17 protein-coding genes are annotated in these 16,369 nt (G+C 69.4%); 14 read left to right on the forward strand and 3 right to left on the reverse strand.

Going from position 1 to position 16,369, the window contains the following annotated elements:
- Positions 1–57 precede the first annotated feature (57 nt).
- From AVTE2539_RS04120 to AVTE2539_RS04150, 7 genes are all read left to right on the forward strand, one after another.
- Entirely contained in the window at positions 58–918 is an 861-nt protein-coding gene (locus AVTE2539_RS04120; protein WP_272564499.1) for a DMT family transporter, read from the forward strand.
- Positions 919–1,107: 189 nt separating this feature from the next.
- The gene (locus AVTE2539_RS04125; RefSeq protein WP_284408453.1) at positions 1,108–2,268 is read left to right on the forward strand and encodes an alpha-hydroxy acid oxidase; all 1,161 of its coding nucleotides are present in this window, start codon (positions 1,108–1,110) and stop codon (positions 2,266–2,268) included.
- A gap of 254 nt (positions 2,269–2,522) precedes the next feature.
- The gene (locus AVTE2539_RS04130; RefSeq protein WP_284408454.1) at positions 2,523–3,356 is read left to right on the forward strand and encodes a MipA/OmpV family protein; all 834 of its coding nucleotides are present in this window, start codon (positions 2,523–2,525) and stop codon (positions 3,354–3,356) included.
- A gap of 1 nt (position 3,357) precedes the next feature.
- Positions 3,358–3,867, forward strand: coding sequence for a hypothetical protein (locus AVTE2539_RS04135; RefSeq protein ID WP_284405869.1), 510 nt, complete (start codon positions 3,358–3,360; stop codon positions 3,865–3,867).
- Between the two features lie 55 nt (positions 3,868–3,922).
- A complete protein-coding gene (locus AVTE2539_RS04140; RefSeq protein ID WP_284408455.1) occupies positions 3,923–4,609 on the forward strand; it encodes a response regulator transcription factor in 687 nt (228 codons plus the stop codon).
- Positions 4,572–5,984 (forward strand): sensor histidine kinase, encoded by a 1,413-nt coding sequence (locus AVTE2539_RS04145; protein WP_284408456.1) that lies wholly within the window; start codon positions 4,572–4,574, stop codon positions 5,982–5,984. Before AVTE2539_RS04140 ends, AVTE2539_RS04145 begins: the two co-directional genes overlap by 38 nt.
- Before the next feature lie 139 nt (positions 5,985–6,123).
- On the forward strand, positions 6,124–6,858 hold the full coding sequence (locus tag AVTE2539_RS04150) for an MlaA family lipoprotein (protein ID WP_284408457.1): 735 nt from the start codon (positions 6,124–6,126) through the stop codon (positions 6,856–6,858).
- A gap of 28 nt (positions 6,859–6,886) precedes the next feature.
- Here the strand turns inward: AVTE2539_RS04150 and AVTE2539_RS04155 are convergent, their stop codons facing one another.
- Positions 6,887–7,063, reverse strand: coding sequence for a hypothetical protein (locus AVTE2539_RS04155; RefSeq protein WP_284408458.1), 177 nt, complete (start codon positions 7,061–7,063; stop codon positions 6,887–6,889).
- A 176-nt stretch (positions 7,064–7,239) separates the two neighbouring features.
- Between AVTE2539_RS04155 and AVTE2539_RS04160 the strand changes: the two genes are divergently transcribed.
- From AVTE2539_RS04160 to AVTE2539_RS04185, 6 genes are all read left to right on the forward strand, one after another.
- The gene (locus AVTE2539_RS04160) at positions 7,240–7,815 is read left to right on the forward strand and encodes an RNA polymerase sigma factor (RefSeq protein ID WP_272564487.1); all 576 of its coding nucleotides are present in this window, start codon (positions 7,240–7,242) and stop codon (positions 7,813–7,815) included.
- Positions 7,816–7,824: 9 nt separating this feature from the next.
- Positions 7,825–8,643: an anti-sigma factor gene (locus tag AVTE2539_RS04165; RefSeq protein ID WP_284408459.1), complete on the forward strand. Its 819-nt coding sequence runs from the start codon at positions 7,825–7,827 to the stop codon at positions 8,641–8,643.
- Between the two features lie 107 nt (positions 8,644–8,750).
- Positions 8,751–9,701 carry a DUF3034 family protein gene (locus AVTE2539_RS04170; protein ID WP_284408460.1) on the forward strand — a complete coding sequence of 317 codons (951 nt, stop codon included), beginning with the start codon at positions 8,751–8,753 and terminating at the stop codon, positions 9,699–9,701.
- A 30-nt stretch (positions 9,702–9,731) separates the two neighbouring features.
- Positions 9,732–10,274 carry a group I truncated hemoglobin gene (locus tag AVTE2539_RS04175; protein ID WP_284408461.1) on the forward strand — a complete coding sequence of 181 codons (543 nt, stop codon included), beginning with the start codon at positions 9,732–9,734 and terminating at the stop codon, positions 10,272–10,274.
- Positions 10,275–10,534: 260 nt separating this feature from the next.
- Complete coding sequence (locus AVTE2539_RS04180) at positions 10,535–12,487, forward strand: methyl-accepting chemotaxis protein (protein ID WP_284408462.1); 1,953 nt, start codon at positions 10,535–10,537, stop codon at positions 12,485–12,487.
- Between the two features lie 70 nt (positions 12,488–12,557).
- Positions 12,558–13,790, forward strand: a complete 1,233-nt coding sequence (locus tag AVTE2539_RS04185; RefSeq protein WP_284408463.1) for a DNA polymerase Y family protein — start codon at positions 12,558–12,560, stop codon at positions 13,788–13,790.
- Positions 13,791–13,851: 61 nt separating this feature from the next.
- Here the strand turns inward: AVTE2539_RS04185 and AVTE2539_RS04190 are convergent, their stop codons facing one another.
- Together AVTE2539_RS04190 and AVTE2539_RS04195 are read right to left on the reverse strand one after the other, a co-directional pair.
- Positions 13,852–14,298 carry a ribosomal maturation YjgA family protein gene (locus AVTE2539_RS04190; protein ID WP_284408464.1) on the reverse strand — a complete coding sequence of 149 codons (447 nt, stop codon included), beginning with the start codon at positions 14,296–14,298 and terminating at the stop codon, positions 13,852–13,854.
- A gap of 162 nt (positions 14,299–14,460) precedes the next feature.
- On the reverse strand, positions 14,461–15,351 hold the full coding sequence (locus AVTE2539_RS04195) for a LysR family transcriptional regulator (RefSeq protein ID WP_284408465.1): 891 nt from the start codon (positions 15,349–15,351) through the stop codon (positions 14,461–14,463).
- A gap of 82 nt (positions 15,352–15,433) precedes the next feature.
- On the opposite strand from AVTE2539_RS04195, the gene argC reads away from it, so the two are divergent.
- Positions 15,434–16,351: an N-acetyl-gamma-glutamyl-phosphate reductase gene (argC, locus tag AVTE2539_RS04200; RefSeq protein WP_284408466.1), complete on the forward strand. Its 918-nt coding sequence runs from the start codon at positions 15,434–15,436 to the stop codon at positions 16,349–16,351.
- Positions 16,352–16,369 lie beyond the last annotated feature (18 nt).

Genomic DNA, 16,369 nt, shown 5'->3' on the forward strand with positions numbered 1-16,369 from the left:
CGACGGCCGGTGCGCGCGGCGCCGCCGGGCGCCGGCCGTGGCGTGCGGGAGGGCGGCATGACCGCCATCGCGCCGCTGCTCTTCGTCGTCATTTGGTCCACGGGCTTCCTGGTGGGGCGGGGCGTGTCGGCGCACGCCGATCCGTTCTGGTTTTTGGCCGTGCGCTTCATCGGCGTGGCCGTTCTTTTCGGCGCGGCGGCCCTGTGGGCGCGCGTGCCGTGGCCGCGCGGGCCGCGCCGCATCGCGCTGCACCTGGTGGCCGGAGCGCTCATGAGCGGCCTGTACGTGGGGCCGAGCTGGTGGGCCATGGCGCAGGGCCTGCCCTCGGGCGTGATGGCGCTGATCGGTGCGCTGCAGCCGCTGTTCACCGCGCTCATCGCGGTCACCTTGCTGGGTGGGCGCCTGCGGGCCGCCACCTGGGCGGGCCTCGCGCTGGGCTTCAGCGGCGTGGCGATGGTGCTGTGGCCGCGGCTGGCGGTCAGTGCCGGGGCGGCCGGGCTGACGCTGCCGGTGCTGCTCGCGGCGGCCGGGAGCATTCTGGCGCTCACGGTGGGATCGATGGTGCAGAAGTCGCCGCTGGCCGCTGGCGACCTGCGCAGTGCCAGCGCGGTGCAGAACGTGGGGGCCGTCACGGTGCTGGTGTTCATGGCGCTGGTCTTCGGCGAGCCGCGCTGGGACGGCTCGCCGCTGCTGTGGGGCTACTTGGCCTATGCCGTGCTGGTGCTGTCCATCGGTGGCGCAACGCTGCTGATCTGGCTCATGCGCCACGGCGAGGCCACGCGCACCGCGGCGCTGGTGCTGGCCGTGCCGCCGCTGTCGGCGCTGCAGGCGTGGTGGATCTTCGGCGAGACGCTCACCGGCCTGCAGATCGTGGGCTTCGTCGTCGCCATCCTGGGCGTGGCGCTGGCGCGCCGGTAGGCCACCCGGCGGGGCAGGAGCCGGGCAGGGCCCGCGCGTCCGGCCCGTCAAAAAATCTCAGGGGCCAGGGAAAAGTCTTCAGCATCCGTCCGGCGGGGGCGCCGCTACGATGCCCGTGCGCCGCGCTATCCCTTCGCCGTGGAGGGGCGTGGCCTCCCTATTCCATAAAAACACCCAGGAGCGTTTCCCTTGGCCGACCTGTCCAAAATCACCTGCATCGAAGACCTGCGCGTCGTCGCCAAGCGCCGCGTGCCGCGCATGTTCTACGACTACGCCGATTCGGGCTCCTACACCGAAAGCACCTACCGCGCCAACAGCGAAGACTTCCAGCGCATCAAGCTGCGCCAGCGCGTGGCGGTCAACATGGAAGGCCGCACCACGCGCACGCGGATGGTGGGGCAGGAGACGGCCATGCCCGTGGCGATCGCGCCCACGGGGCTCACGGGCATGCAGCATGCCGACGGCGAGATCCTGGGCGCGCGCGCGGCCAAGGCGTTCGGCGTGCCGTTCACGCTGTCCACCATGAGCATCTGCTCGCTGGAGGATGTCTCCCAGCACGCCGGGCCGGGATTCTGGTTCCAGGTGTACGTGATGCGCGACCGCGATTTCATCGAGCGCCTGATCGACCGCGCCAAGGCGGCGGGCGTGTCGGCGCTGCAGCTCACGCTGGACCTGCAGATCCTCGGCCAGCGGCACAAGGACATCAAGAACGGCCTGTCCACGCCGCCCAAGCCTACGGTGGCCAACCTGCTCAACCTGGCGACCAAGCCGCGCTGGTGCCTGGGCATGCTGGGCACGCAGCGGCGCAGCTTCGGCAACATCGTGGGCCATGCCAAGGGCGTGGGCGACCTGTCGTCGCTGTCGTCGTGGACGGCCGAGCAGTTCGATCCGCAGCTCAACTGGCGCGACGTGGAGTGGATCAAGAAGCGCTGGGGCGGCAAGCTGATCCTCAAAGGGATCATGGACGCCGAGGACGCCCGCCTGGCCGTGGCCAGCGGCGCCGATGCGCTGATCGTCAGCAACCACGGCGGCCGCCAGTTGGACGGCGCGCCCTCGTCGATCCATGCGCTGCCGGCCATCGTCGAGGCGGTGGGCCAGGAGATCGAGGTGTGGATGGACGGCGGCATCCGCGGCGGGCAGGACGTGCTGAAAGCCTGGGCGCTGGGCGCGCGCGGCACGCTCATCGGGCGCAGCTTCCTGTACGGGCTGGGTGCGTTCGGCGAGGCCGGGGTGACCCGCGCGCTGCAGATCATCCAGAAGGAACTGGACGTGACCATGGCCTTTTGCGGCCACACGGACATCCACCGCGTGGACCGCTCGATCCTGCTGCCGGGCACCTATCCGGTGTGAGCCGCGGCGGGCCGCTGCCTGCCGGTAGGGCTCGCCAGGGGCATTTGGAGCGAAAAAGGGCTCCAGCGCATGTTTTACTAGGGCGTATTGCTATAAGAAATATAGCTGTATGCCCCCTGCGCCGGCGGGCGCTCGCCGGCCTCCCTGGTTTGGTGCCGGCACACCGGCGTTTTCGCGGCGGGAAGGTCGCCCAGTAAGTCGCCGGTAATGCGGGGGCGCCGAACATCGGTTTTCCAGCAACCCTGTTCCCGCCCATGACCCTCGCCCTCACGCCCCTCAAGAAATGCCCGCGCGCCTGCCTGGGCGCCGCCACCGCCACCCTGTGCCTTCTGGCCGCGACGCAAGCCGCCGCGCAGGAGCGGTCCACCGACGCCGCATCCGCCACCGGTGCGCCGGACGCTGCATCCAGCTGGGGCATCGGCATCGGTGCCTCGGCCGTACGGCGCCCCTACGCGGGGGCGGAGAGCAAGAACATCGCCGTGCCGCTGCTGTTCTACGAGAGCCGCTGGCTTCGCGTCAGCGGCGCCACGGCCGACGTCAAGCTGCTGCAAAAGGAGTTCGGCCCCCAGAGCAGCATCGGCCTGACGGGGCGCCTCAAGTACGAGGATGGCGGTTACGAGGCCGGCGATTCGCCCCGGCTCGCCGGCATGGCGGACCGCGATGGCGGTGTCTGGGGCGGCGCGGCCGTCACCTGGAACACCGGCTTCGCCCGCGTTTCGGGCGAGTGGCTGTCCGACCTGTCCAGCAAAAGCAAGGGCCAGAAACTGCAGCTGCAGGTGGACCGGCGGTTCGGCTTCGGCAGCTTCGGGCTGACGCCCCGGGTGCAGGCGCAGTGGCTCGACGAAAAATACGTGGACTACTACTTCGGCGTGCGGCCCAACGAGGCGCAGCCCGGCCGCGCGCAGTACACCGGCAAGGCGGCCACCACGATGGAGCTGGGGCTGCGGCTGGACTACGCGATCCGGCCCCGGCAGACGGTGTTCCTCGACGTCAGCGTGACGCGCCTGCCCGACGAGATCAAGAACAGTCCCATCGTGGGGCGCTCGAGCATGTCGCGCGCCACCGTCGGCTACATCCACCGGTTCTGAGATGCGTGGCGCTGCGCGCATTCCCGGCGGGCCCGTGCCGGGCGGGCCGGCCTTCGGGCCGGTCAGCGGCCTGCCCTGGGGGCGAACCCCTGGCCGGGCGTGCGCGCGGCGGGGCCGGCGCGGCGGGCCGAAGGGCTTTTCCGAGGAGGTCTTCGACGACTACGTGGCAGACTTTCGCCGCTTCCTGGACGACGCCCTGGCCGCCGAGCCCTGCGGCCCGGCACGGCATCTGCGGGCCTACCTGCGCGCCATGGGGGCGAGCCTGGCGGCCCTGCGGAGCCACCAGCGCCGGGCGGTGGCTGCCGTGCTCGGCGATCCGCAGTATCCGGCGATCTGGTCGGATTTCGTCGAGGAGATGTGCGCCACGGATTCGGTGGACCTCGCCACGCACAGGGTGTGCCGGTATGCCATCGAAGGCCTGCGGCTCGACCTCGTGCAGGGGCGGGTGTCCGGCGATGGCAGCAGCATCGGCCCCCTGGTGGACCGGCTGCTGTCGCTGACGGCCCGCTGATTTTCGGGGCCTGCGCCGCGCGCAGGCCGCCAGGTATTTTTGGATGGACCCGAGGATGAACCGCATCGCACTGGTAGAAGACCACGAACGGCTGGCCGATCTCATCCGCCAGGCCATGGCGGGGGCCGGCATTGCCGTGGATGCCTTTTCCGACATCGAATCGGCCTGGCTCGCACTGCGCGACATTCCCTACGGCGCCTTGGTGATCGACCGGGGGCTGCCTGACGGAGACGGCCTGCAGCTGGTGCGGCGGCTGCGCGCGGGGGACCAGACCGTGCCCTGCCTGATGCTGACGGCCAGGGACGCGCTGCACGACCGGGTCGACGGCCTCGAATCCGGCGCGGACGACTACCTGACCAAGCCGTTTCCCATGGAGGAGCTGATCGCCAGGGTGCGGGCGCTGCTGCGGCGGCCCTCCCACCTGAAGGCGCTGGACCCGGTGTACGGCGACCTGCGCCTGGACGCGGGCCGGGGGTGCCTGGTGTGCGGCGGGGAAACCGTTGCGCTGCCGCTCACCGAGGTGCAGATCATGCTGTGCCTGCTGCGCAAGGCCGGCCAGGTGGTGCGCCGCTCGGAGCTGGAGGCCGCCGCCTGGGGCATCGCCGAGGCCGTCACGCCGAACGCGCTGGACGTGGCGCTGCACCGGCTGCGACGCAAGCTCGTGGCCGTGGGGTCGAGCGTTCAGATCTCCAATACCAGGACCCATGGATATGCCGTCCGCGAAAAGCCACTGGCCCCGTAGCTTTCGCGGGCGCCTGCTGCTGCTGTACGTGGCCGGCATACTGCTGAGCGGCGGGCTGGTCATGGCCGTCGTCATGGTGCTGCTCGAACCGCTGGAGCGGTACATGCTGCAGCACAGCGTGATCGAGCGGGCCGAGTCGGTCGCCAGGATCATCCGCTTCGACGGCGCGGGACTGCCCGTGGGCCTGGACCGATCCCGCATCGACGAATGGCCCTTCGCCAGCCTGAGCGAAGAGGTGGTGCTGCGCATCGTCGATCCGCACGGCGCGGTGTTCTACACCACCGACGGGAAAAGATTCCCGCTGGCGCCCGAGGGCCTGGGGTTCGATCCGCAGCGCAAGGGCTTCGCGCTGCAGCGCGACGGCGTGGCGATGCATGCCGCCACGGTGCCCCTGCAGCGGCCCGACCGGCTGTGGTACGTGCAGTTCGCCATCAGCGACCGCATCGTTCTGCTGTTGCAGCACAGCATCGGGTTGCCGGCGTTGCGCAAGGGCATCGTGGCCACCTGCCTCACGTTCCTCGTGACTTTCGTGATTGCCATGCACCTGACGCTGCGCCGGGTGCTCGAGCCGCTGCGCATCGCATCGCTGCAGGCGCAGCGCATCACGCCGCAGTCCCTGGGCGACCGGCTGGCGCTGGGCGATCTGCCCAGCGAACTGGTGCCGCTGGTCGATGCCTTCAACCGGGCGCTGGACCGCGTGCAGCTGGGGTTTCAGACGCAGCAGGAGTTCCTGGCGAACGCCGCGCATGAATTGAAGACCCCGCTGTCGCTGATCCGCGCGCAGGTGGAACTGGGCGGCCAAGGCGGTGGCAGGGGCGGTGGCAGCGAGCACAACCGCTACCTGCTCCAGGACATCGACCGCATGGCGCGACAGGTTCAGCAGCTGCTCCACCTGGCCGAGGCCAGCGAGCAGCGCAACTATCGGATCGAGCGGTGCGACCCGCGCTCCGCGATCCTGGAGGCCAGCGATTTCATGGACCGCGTGGCCGAGCGCAGCCAGGTGCAGATCGCGCTGTTTTTCGACGAGGGCGTGGGACTCTGGGATGCCGACCGGGGCGCGCTCTTCACGCTGCTCAAGAACCTGCTGGAAAACGCCATCCAGCACAGCCCGCCGCATCGCGTGGTGCGGCTGCAGGTGCATGGCCGGGGGTTCGTGGTGTCCGACGAAGGGCCGGGGGTGGCGCCGGAGCACCTGGACAAGCTCTGCGAGCGCTTTTGGCGGGGTGCGTCCCGGCGCGACGAAGGGGCCGGGCTGGGCCTGTCGATCTGCCAGGAGATCGTCGCCGCCCATGGCTGGACCATCGAAGCGCGCAACGGCGCGGTGGGGCTGGAAGTGCGCGTGACGCACGCATCGGCGCCCGGCCCCGGCCAGTAAGGATTCAGCAATGCGGGCGCGGTGACGATGGCGGCCCATGGGATGCGATGCACTCCATCCCTCAAGTCTCCATCACCCACTGTCACCGGAGGTACGAATGCCCTCTCGCCTGCATCCCTCAGCACCCTGGAATCGCCGCATGCCGAATGCCCGGTATGCCGTCTGCGCCTTGGCGGTCCTCAGTACCGGATGCGCCTCCCTGGCGCAGCCGGACCCGCTGGAGCCCGTCAACCGCAAGATCTTTTCCTTTAACGAAGGCGTGGACCAGGTCGTCCTGCAGCCGGCCGCCAAGGCCTACAAAACCGTGGTTCCCGACGTGGCCCAAACGGGCGTGAACAACTTCTTTTCCAATTGGCAGAACCCGTGGTCGTCAGTCAACCTGATGCTGCAGGGACGGGTGGGCGAGGGCATGACGACCCTCGCGCGCTTCGGCACGAACACCACGGTAGGCGTCCTCGGCCTGGTGGACGTGGCCAGCGGCTGGGGCATGCCGCACCGCAAGGAAGACTTCGGCCTGACCCTGGACACCTGGGGCGTGGGCACGGGGCCGTATCTGGTGGTGCCGCTCTTCGGCCCGTCCAATGCAAGGGACGTGTTCGCATCGCAGGTCGATGGCCTGGGCAACCCGAAGAACCAGATCTCCAGCGTCTCTGTGAAGAACAGCCTGACCGCCGTCCAGGTGGTCAGCCAGCGTGCCAACTATCTGGGGGCCAGCGAATGGGTGGACCAAGTGGCCCTGGACAAGTATCTGCTGATGCGCGACGCCCATCTGAAAAAGCGCAACCGCGCCGCCCAGGCGAAGGAAGCCTTAACCCAGATGGCGATGGAAGAGTCTAGCGACTCCTGGCAGGGCGGGGCTGCGGCTGACCGCTAGCGAGGCAACCCCGGTGGGCGCCGGGCGATCAGCCAGTTACCGCCTGCACGGCCGCGCCCGCGGCCGGCAGTTCGTGCGCCACTGCGCTCTTGCTGGCGTAGAACGCGCCGGCCGCCAGCAGCAGCGCGCCGGCAGCGAAGGTGGCACGGCGCTTCATGGAACGCAGGTCGCCGAAGGGAAGGGCCTTGGATCGGTTGTCTCGCATGCTGTCTCCTGGTGGGTCGGGAACGAGGGCTGCGTGCCGCAGGTGTCCTTCATACGCCGGCCGTGGCCGATCGGATTCAGAGTCCTTGTCCGAAGCAGGGCTTTGTATCCGCCAACCCACACCCACCGTATTCCGCTGCATGGCTGAGACCGCACTTTTTCTCACACAATGCGTGCATGAGCACCTCCCTCACGGACACCCAACTGATGGCCCTCATTGACCAGGTCGCGGGACGCGACGATGCCGCCCTCAAGCGCTTGTACGACCACACGTCGTCGCGCCTGTTCGGCGTGGCCCTGCGCGTGCTGCGCAACCGCGAGTGGGCCGAGGACGTGCTGCAGGAGGCCTACCTCACCATCTGGCGCGTGGCCGGCAGCTACCGCGAAACCCTGAGCCCGCCGATGGCGTGGATGGGCCTGATCGTGCGCAGCCGGGCGCTGGACTTTCTGCGCCGGCGCACGGCCGACCGGGCGCAGCTCACGCAGGAGTTCGATGACGAACTGGCGCAGACACTGCAGGCGGACCAGCCATCGCCGGCGGACATCGCGCAAGCCAGCGAGCAGGCGACCGCGCTGCACCAATGCCTGGGCCGCCTGGAGCACCGCCACCGCGAAGTGGTCAGCCTGGCGTACCTGCGCGACCTGAGCCACGGCGAGCTGGCCGAGCAGCTGAAGCTGCCGCTGGGCACGGTCAAGACGTGGATCCGCCGGGGGCTGGGCCAGCTGCGCGACTGCCTGTCGCGCTATGCGTGAGGTGCTGCCATGAATCTTTCGCAATCCCCTGAACTGCTGGACCGCCTAGCGGCCGCCTATGCGCTGGGCACGCTGCGCGGCGGTGCGCGGCGCCGCTTCGAGACCCTGGCGCGCGAGCATGCCGGCGTGCGGGCGGCGGCGCTGGTGTGGCAATCGCGCTGGTCCGGCCTGACCGAGCTGCAGGCCGAGCAGGCCCCGCCGCCCGAAGTGTGGCTGCGCATCCACAACCTGGTGCAGGCCGAAAAGGAACGCGAGGCCATGCGCGCGGCGCGGCAGGGGGCCGTCCCGGCGCGGGCCGAGGGCGACGGCCACCGTGCGGGCTCTGGTGGATGGCTGCGCAGCGTGCGCCTGTGGCGCGGGGCTGCGGCGCTGGGCGCGCTGGCCACGGTGGCCGCCGTGGTCGTCGGGCTGCAGACGCACCAGCGGCTCCAGCAGGACAGCGGGGCGCAGATCGCGCAGTTGCGCCAGCAGTTGGCGGCCACGCCGCAGGTGCGCTACGTGGCGGTGCTGGCCGATGCGAAAGCCGCGCCGTCCATGCTTGTCACGTTCGATGCGCAGAAGAACGCGCTGGTGCTGCAGCGCGTGGGCGGTTTCCAGGAAGGCAGCGACCATTCGCTGCAGCTGTGGGCGTTGCCGCCCGGCGGCGGTCCGCGCTCGCTCGGCGTGCTGGGGCCGCAGGCGCTGCTCACGCTGGCCACGCCGGAGAGCGCGGTGAAGAACGTGCCCACGCTGGCCATCAGCCTGGAGCCGCAGGGCGGCGTGCCGGGCGACAAGGGCCCGACCGGGCCGGTGCTGTTCACGGGCGCGCTGATCGAACGCATGCTGTAGCGAAACGGCCTCATATTCTGCTTTGCGGAATGGGGGTTTCGTCGGGCGTCGATTTAGGTAACACTCTGCTACAGCGCAGGTTGGCGCTCCTTTGCGGACGGACCCCCATGCACCCCATTCACTGGATCTCCACGGTGGCATGCACCACCGGACTTTGCACACTGCTGGCCGCCGCCAGCACGGCGCGGGCTGAAACCGGCAAGCTGCTGCTGACGGGCGGCGTGAGCAGCATCTCCGGCTCGGCCGGCGGCGGGCTCACCCCCTGGGCGGTGGTGGGCTCGAATGCCACCGAGGGCGAGATCGGCATGAGCGCCTTCACCACCCGCACCCGCACGCGCGATTACGGCCTCACCAGCTACGGCGCGGCGATGGGCTGGAACGAGCGGGTGGAGGTGTCGGTGGCGAAGCAGGATTTCGATGCCGCCCCCGCCGTCGCGCTGAACGGCATCGCGGCATTCGGCGTCGAGCCCGATCTGCACCTCAAGATGGACATCGTCGGGGTCAAGGTCCGCCTGCTCGGCGATGCGGTGCTCGAGGCCGACAGCGCCATGCCGCAGGTGGCGGTGGGCGTGGAGCACAAGCGGCTGCACCCTGCTTCGGCCAGCAGGGTCATCGAGTTCCTGGGGGCCGACACGAGCGGCACCGATGTCTACGTGACCGCCACCAAACTGCTGCTGGACCGCAATCTGGTGCTGAGCGCCACGCTGCGCTCCACCAACGCCAACCAGAACGGCCTGCTGGGCTTCGGCGGCTCGGCCCCGGGACGCAGCCGCCGCAGCCTGCAGCCCGAATTCTCCGTGGCCTACCTGCTGCGCCGTGACCTGGCGATCGGCGCCGAATACCGCTTCAAGCCCAACAACCTGCAGGCGATCGGCGCCTCGGCGGGACTGGGCGCCGCGCTGCGCGAGGACGACTGGCGCGATTTGTTCATCGCCTGGGCGCCCAACAAGCACATGTCGATCACCCTGGCCTACGTCAACCTGGGCCTCATCGTGCCGGGCGTGACGGGCTACCGCCGGCAAAACGGCTTGTACCTGTCGGTGCAGGCCGCGTACTGAGCCGCTGGCCGAAAGACGAGAGGAGGCCCCATGCCCATCCCTGCCACCCCCCGATTCGCGGTGCCGCCATGCCGCGCGCCGCGCGCCGCCGCCCTGGCGCTCGCGCTGGCCGCAGCCCTCGCCACGGCCGTGCCCGCTGCGGCGCAGCAGCCTGCCGCTGGTGCCACGCCACCCGGGGCCGCGGCGTCTGCTGCGGTGCCGGCCACTGCCGCGCCCGAAGGCCTTTACGACGCGCTGGGCGGCAAGCCCGGCATCGCCCGCATCATGAATGGCCTGGTGGACCGGGCATTCAAGGACGAGCGCATCGGCCCCCTGTTCAAGGAGACCAAGCCCCAGGCGCTCAAGGACAGTCTGACGGACCAGATCTGCGTGCTCTCCGGCGGCCCGTGCCGCTACGAAGGGGCCGACATGAAGTCGGCGCATGCCGATTTGCCCATCCGAAAGCGCGACTTCAACGTCCTGGTGGAGTTGCTTCAGGATGCCATGGACGAACAGGGCATCGCGTTCACCCAGCAAAGCCGGCTGCTGGCGCTGCTGGCCCCCATGCACCGGGACATCATCACTGTGCGCTGACTGGCACCAAGGCGGTGCGCTCATTGCGAGTGCACCGATCTGGTGAAAAGTCAAATTTTTTGGTATCTTTGTGTATCTGTACGCCTAATGCGTCAGCTGTCGGCGTGCGTCCGGCTGAATCAATAAAATGATGGAATCGCTAAATTTAGCTGGTAATCGGCGAAATAAGGCGTTCTCCTACGGCCCGGTATTGGATGTTTCTATCAAATCCGTGTTGTTTTAATTTTTACAACTGGTGACGCTGTTGCCAGTGAAGACCTATGACCCACTGGATCAACAACCTCCGGATTTCGCGCAAGTTCTTGCTTATCGGCGCACTGGCGTTCTTCATGTTCGCCATTCCCACCACCCTTTTGGTGCATCTCAACTGGGACACCCTGCGCACGGTGGAGCGTGAAAACCTGGGCATCGCCCCCGCCAAGGAACTGCTCAAGCTGGTGCAGCTCACGCAGCAGCACCGCGGTTTGTCGGCGGCTTTCCTGGGCGGCGATGCCTCCTTGAACACGCCGCGCCAGGCCAAGCAGTCCGAGGTCGAAGCCGCGATCGTGCGGGCCCAGGCGGCCGCTACCGGACTGCAGGACCGGGAGCTGTCCGCCAAGCTGGACGCGTTGTCGGGCGATTGGCGCACCCTGGTCGCGGGCGTGGGGGCGAAATCCATCACGGGTGCCCAAAGCAATGCCCGCCATGCCGCGCTGGTGGCGAGCGAACTGGGGCTGATCGACGATGTGGCCAACAGCTCGGGCATCTCCCTGGATTCGGAGCCCGCCAGCTATTTTCTTCAGCGGGCTGCTCTGGCCCATCTGCCGCACCTGACCGAATCCCTGGGCCAGATGCGGGCGCGCGGGGCCTTGGTGCTCGCACGCGGCGACGCATCGCCCGAAGAGCGCGCGCGCATCGAAACCCTGGCCGACCGGGCCCGCCAGCATTACGGTGATGCCCGCAAGACGCTCGAGCTGGCCTCGGGCGGCAAACTGCCGCCGCAAGTGGAAGCCGCACGCAAGGCCGCGCTGGCGGCGGCGGAAGAGGGCTTCAAGCTCGCGGACGACAACATCGTGCAGGCGGCCACCTTGTCGATGCCTTCCACGCAGTGGGTGGCGCAGATGACCCGCATCATCGACACCCAGTTCGCGCTCGTGGCCGTGTCGTTCGATGTGCTGAGCGACACGCTGGGCACCCGGATCCAGGCGCTGCGCCGGGACATGCTGCTGATGGTGACCGCCGTGGCCTTGCTGGCCGCGCTGGCGGCCTGGGTGATGTGGATCGTCACCCGCGCCACGACGCGCTCGGTGGCCGTGGCCGTGCAACTGGCCGAAGCCGTGGCGCAGGGTGACCTGAGCACCAACGTGCGCACCGAGGGCCGCGACGAGATCGCGCGCCTGCTGCAGGCCCTGGCCACCATGAACGACCGGCTGAGCGCGGTGGTGGATTCGGTGCGTGGCAATGCCGAAAGTGTGGCCAACGCCAGCGTGCAGATCGCGCAGGGCAATGCCGATTTGAGCCAGCGCACCGAAGAGCAGGCCAGCTCGCTGGAAGAAACCGCCGCGTCGATGGAAGAGCTGGGCTCGACCGTGCAGCACAACGCCGACAGCGCGCAGCAGGCCAACCAGCTGGCGCGCAGCGCCTCCGGCGTGGCGGTGCGCGGCGGTGAGGTCGTGAGCCAGGTGGTGCAGACCATGAAGGGCATCAACGACAGCTCGCGCCGCATTGCCGACATCATCAGCGTGATCGATTCCATCGCCTTCCAGACCAACATCCTGGCGCTGAACGCCGCGGTGGAAGCCGCCCGCGCCGGCGAGCAGGGCCGGGGTTTCGCCGTGGTGGCCAGCGAAGTGCGCAGCCTGGCCGGACGCTCGGCCGATGCAGCCAAGGAGATCAAGGCCCTCATCACCGACAGCGTGGAGCGCGTCGAGCGCGGCACGGCCCTGGTGGACGAGGCTGGCACCACGATGAGCGAGATCGTGTCGTCGATCCAGCGCGTGAGCGACATCGTGAGCGAGATCAGCGCCGCCACCGCCGAGCAGAGTTCGGGCGTGTCCCAGGTCGGCGAGGCCGTGAGCCAGATGGACCAGGTCACGCAGCAGAATGCGGCGCTGGTGGAGGAAAGCGCCGCCGCGGCCGAAAGCCTCAAGGCGCAGGCGCAGCAACTGGTGGACACGGTGGCCGTGTTCCGCCTGGCCGGCCACGGCCAGCCGGGCGCGCTGCGCGTGCGCTGATCGCCCAGCGCGCAGGTGCTTGCGGGGGCATCCCGGCGGGCCCGCGCAGCTGGCGGGGAGCGCGTGGACAATGGCGGACGTGACCGCCCCCGAAGAGCCCGCCGCACCCCTGCCACGCCGCATCGCCCACCTGGACATGGACGCGTTCTATGCCTCGGTGGAGTTGCTGCGCTACCCGCAGCTCAAAGGGTTGCCCGCCGTCATCGGTGGTGGCCGGCGGGCGCAGGACGAGGCCCTGGTGGCCGAGTACGCCGGCCGCGAGGCGGAGATTCCCGTCGCGGCCTTCCCGCTGCTCAAGGACTATGTGGGGCGGGGCGTCATCACCACCGCCACCTACCCCGCGCGGCAGTTCGGCGTGGGGTCGGCCATGGGGCTCATGAAGGCCGCGCGCCTTTGCCCACAGGCCATCCTGCTGCCGGTGGACTTTCCCTCGTACCGGCGCTTTTCGCGGATGTTCAAGGAAGTGATCGTGTCCATCGCGCCCGTCATGGAAGACCGCGGGGTGGACGAGGTGTACATCGACTTCACGCACGTGCCGGGCGGCCAGCGCGATGGCGGCCGGTCGCTCGCGCGGCTCATCCAGAAAAGCATCCTCGACGCCACCGGCCTGACCTGCTCGATCGGCGTGGCGCCCAACAAGCTCCTGGCCAAGATGGCCAGCGAGTTCAACAAGCCCAACGGCATTTCCATCGTCCACGAAGGCGACCTGGAAACCCGGGTCTGGCCGCTGGCCTGCCGCAAGATCAACGGCATCGGCCCCAAGGCCGACGCCAAGCTGCAGTCCCATGGCATTCACACGGTGGGCGAGCTGGCCGCGCGCCCGCGCGACTGGCTGGTGCGCCACTTCGGCAAGGCCAGCGGCGCCTGGCTGCACGAGGCCGCCTGGGGCCGCGACGACCGCCCCGTGGTGACCGAAAGCGAGCCCGTCTCCATGAGCCGCGAAACCACCTTCGACCGCGACCTGCACGCCGTGCGCGACCGCGCCGAACTGGGTCGCATCTTCACCGACCTGTGCGAGCGCGTGGCCGGCGACCTGCAGCGCAAGGGCTACGTGGGCAAGACCATCGGCATCAAGCTGCGCTACGACGACTTCAAGATCGCCACGCGCGACCTCACCATCGACCATCCCACGCAGGACGCGGCCACCATCCGCCGGGCGGCCGGGCAGTGCCTCAAGCGCGTGCCGCTGGACAAGCGGCTGCGGCTGCTGGGCGTGCGCGTGGGCAACCTGCTGACCGAGCAGGCCGCGCGTGAGGCGCCGGTGGCCCGCCAGGGGCCGGTGACGCCGGGGCTGTTCGACTGAGTGAGCCAGGCTTGCGGGCATCCGGACGGGCAGGGGCCTTCGCGCAGAGCCTCCCTGCCGCTCAATCGGGACGTGCAGCCTGGCTTCCAGTCCTTCGGCGCAGCCAGGCCCGGTAAAGCCCGTCGAGCCCCAGGCCGACCACCACGCCCACGGCATAGGCCGCCAGATCCATCGCGTTGAACCGCGACCCCAGTACCAGGTGGCCCGGCGTGGTGCTGCGGATCGCATTGATCCACGGTGCCTGGTACCGCTGCGAGAACTCCACCGCAAACGAAGTCGCCAGCGCCAGCAGGGCCAGCCGGCCCAGGGCCATGCGCGGCCAGAGGCAGGCCCAGCCGAACATCACCATCAGCGCCCACAGCGCATCGCCGGGGTACTTGCCCAGCGCTTTGGGAAACAGCACGCCGGGCCACCGGCGCGAGGCCAGTCCCAGGGCGATGCAGAGGGCGATGCCTGCCACCAGCACGGCGCGATGGCGTGGGGTGGGCGATGCGAGCGGATGGTCCATAAAAAGGCTGGAAAAGCAGGGTGCAGAAAAGCGGGTGGAGGAGGGCTGCTGAAAAGGCGGCGGTGCGCAGTATCCACCGGCCACGCCGTGCTGGCGCCCGGCAGCTGTCCGGTGTTTCGCCCCGTTGCCATCGCCGCCCGACGAACGGCGCTCAGTGCCGGCTCAAGCCGCCGGGTCCTTCTCCGGCAGCAACGCTTCCAGCACGAAACGCGTCGGCCCGCTGGCCCCCCGGTCGCTCACGGCGAGGCCGAGCTGCCGCCACAGCGCCGGGCGGAGCGGGCGGATGGCGATGCGTGGGTCGCGCGTGGCCTCGTACGATTCCTGCGGCAGCAGCGCCGCTCCGTAGCCGGCGGCGACCAGCGTGCGGATCGCGTCGTTGTAGTTGAGCTCGATGCGGGGCCGGCAATGGACGCCTGCTGCCGAGAACCATTCCGCGGTCTGCCGGTACAGGCGGGTGGAGGCGTCGTTCATGATGAGCGGCCGCTCCGCCAGCCATTGCGCCGTGAGCCGCTGCGGCGCCTTCCAGGCCGATGGCAGGAAGGCGACCACCGCCTCGCGCCGCAGGGGCGTGACCTGCACGCCGCGAACGGCCGGCTGCGGCAGCGCCACCACCGCCAGGTCCAGGCTGCCGGCCGCGAGCCGGGCCATGCTTTCGTTGGAGGTCAGCACCTGCACGTTCACATCGACCCCGGGGTGTTGCCGGGCCAGGCGCTCGAGCGCTGGCGGCAGCAGGTGCGCGATGGCGCCGGTCGAGGCCCCAACGCGCACGCGGCCCGTCTGGCCGGCGAGCTGGCGCCGAACGTCTTCGACGGCGTCGTCCGCATCCGCCAGCAGCCGGCGCGCCCGCGCGATGAACCGCTCGCCCAGGGCCGTCGGTTGCGCGGGCCCCCGCCCGCGAACGAGCAACTGGCCGCCCAGTCGCGACTCCAGCTCCGCGATCTGCACGGTGACGGTGGGGGCCGCCAGGTGAAGGGCGCGCGCCGCATTGGCCAGGGAGCCGAGATCGGCGATGGCAACCAGGGTGCGCAAGTGGTCCAGGCTCAGTTCTCGCATGTCGGCAGTTTAATTTTTCTTAACTTGGGGTTGCCGATATTTCGCTGGAGCCATCGAGGCGGTCTCCCTACGATCGCGTTCCATGAACCACCAAATCTTCATCGACGGCGACCAGGGCACCACGGGCCTGGACCTGCAGAACCGGCTCCAGGGCTCGGAATTTCGCATCCACACCTTGCCTGCGGGCTTGCGCAAGGACCCGGCCGCGCGAAAGGCGGCGATCAACGATTGCGACATCGCCATCCTGTGCCTGCCCGATGCCGCGGCGCGCGAGGCGGTCGCGATGATCGACAACCCCGGCGTGCGCGTCATCGACGCCAGCTCCGCCCACCGCACCAGCCCTGGCTGGGTGTACGGCCTGCCGGAACTGGATGCGCATCAAGGCGAACGCATCGCCAAGGCGTCGCGGGTCACCAACCCGGGCTGCTACCCCACCGCCGCAGTCGCCCTGCTGCGGCCCTTGACGGATGCGGGCCTGCTGCCCGTCGACTATCCGCTCACCATCCATGCCGTCTCCGGCTATTCCGGCATGGGCCGGGCGGGGGCCGAAGCGCACGAGGCGGGACTGGGCGCGCATTCGCTCACGGTCTACGGCCTGGCCCTGGAGCACAAGCACGTGCCGGAAATCCAGGCTTACGCGTGCCTCACGGAGCGGCCTCTCTTCGTGCCGGCTTACGGCAGCTACCGTCAGGGCATCGTGCTCACCATCGGGTTGCATGCGCGAATGCTGCCCGCACAGGCTTCGGGCGCACGCATCCACGAATGCCTGGCGCAGCGGTACCGCGATGCGGCGCATGTGCACGTGCTGCCGATGTCGGCCGAGCCGATGACCGAACGGGACCCGCAGGTCCACAACGGATCGAACGACATGGGCCTGGCCGTCTCATGGAACGAGCGCACGGGGCAGATCGTGTTGAGTGCGGTGCTGGACAACCTGGGCAAAGGCGCGGCGGGCGCGGCAGTGCAGAACCTGAGGCTGATGGTGGACGGTCCGAACTAAGTGGGAGTCCGAAGCGCC

The sequence above is a fragment of the Acidovorax sp. SUPP2539 genome, assembly GCF_030158975.1.
GTDB lineage: Bacteria > Pseudomonadota > Gammaproteobacteria > Burkholderiales > Burkholderiaceae_C > Paracidovorax.

Excerpts from the sequence above, each read along its gene's own strand:
- AVTE2539_RS04120 (WP_272564499.1), top strand. The coding sequence starts at position 58 with ATGACCGCCATCGCGCCGCTGCTCTTCGTCGTCATTTGGTCCACGGGC.
- AVTE2539_RS04130 (WP_284408454.1), top strand. The coding sequence starts at position 2,523 with ATGACCCTCGCCCTCACGCCCCTCAAGAAATGCCCGCGCGCCTGCCTG.
- AVTE2539_RS04135 (WP_284405869.1), top strand. The coding sequence starts at position 3,358 with ATGCGTGGCGCTGCGCGCATTCCCGGCGGGCCCGTGCCGGGCGGGCCG.
- AVTE2539_RS04140 (WP_284408455.1), top strand. The coding sequence starts at position 3,923 with ATGAACCGCATCGCACTGGTAGAAGACCACGAACGGCTGGCCGATCTC.
- AVTE2539_RS04145 (WP_284408456.1), top strand. The coding sequence starts at position 4,572 with ATGGATATGCCGTCCGCGAAAAGCCACTGGCCCCGTAGCTTTCGCGGG.
- AVTE2539_RS04150 (WP_284408457.1), top strand. The coding sequence starts at position 6,124 with ATGCCGAATGCCCGGTATGCCGTCTGCGCCTTGGCGGTCCTCAGTACC.
- AVTE2539_RS04155 (WP_284408458.1), bottom strand. The coding sequence starts at position 7,063 with ATGCGAGACAACCGATCCAAGGCCCTTCCCTTCGGCGACCTGCGTTCC.
- AVTE2539_RS04160 (WP_272564487.1), top strand. The coding sequence starts at position 7,240 with ATGAGCACCTCCCTCACGGACACCCAACTGATGGCCCTCATTGACCAG.
- AVTE2539_RS04165 (WP_284408459.1), top strand. The coding sequence starts at position 7,825 with ATGAATCTTTCGCAATCCCCTGAACTGCTGGACCGCCTAGCGGCCGCC.
- AVTE2539_RS04170 (WP_284408460.1), top strand. The coding sequence starts at position 8,751 with ATGCACCCCATTCACTGGATCTCCACGGTGGCATGCACCACCGGACTT.
- AVTE2539_RS04175 (WP_284408461.1), top strand. The coding sequence starts at position 9,732 with ATGCCCATCCCTGCCACCCCCCGATTCGCGGTGCCGCCATGCCGCGCG.
- AVTE2539_RS04180 (WP_284408462.1), top strand. The coding sequence starts at position 10,535 with ATGACCCACTGGATCAACAACCTCCGGATTTCGCGCAAGTTCTTGCTT.
- AVTE2539_RS04185 (WP_284408463.1), top strand. The coding sequence starts at position 12,558 with ATGGCGGACGTGACCGCCCCCGAAGAGCCCGCCGCACCCCTGCCACGC.
- AVTE2539_RS04190 (WP_284408464.1), bottom strand. The coding sequence starts at position 14,298 with ATGGACCATCCGCTCGCATCGCCCACCCCACGCCATCGCGCCGTGCTG.
- AVTE2539_RS04195 (WP_284408465.1), bottom strand. The coding sequence starts at position 15,351 with ATGCGAGAACTGAGCCTGGACCACTTGCGCACCCTGGTTGCCATCGCC.
- argC (WP_284408466.1), top strand. The coding sequence starts at position 15,434 with ATGAACCACCAAATCTTCATCGACGGCGACCAGGGCACCACGGGCCTG.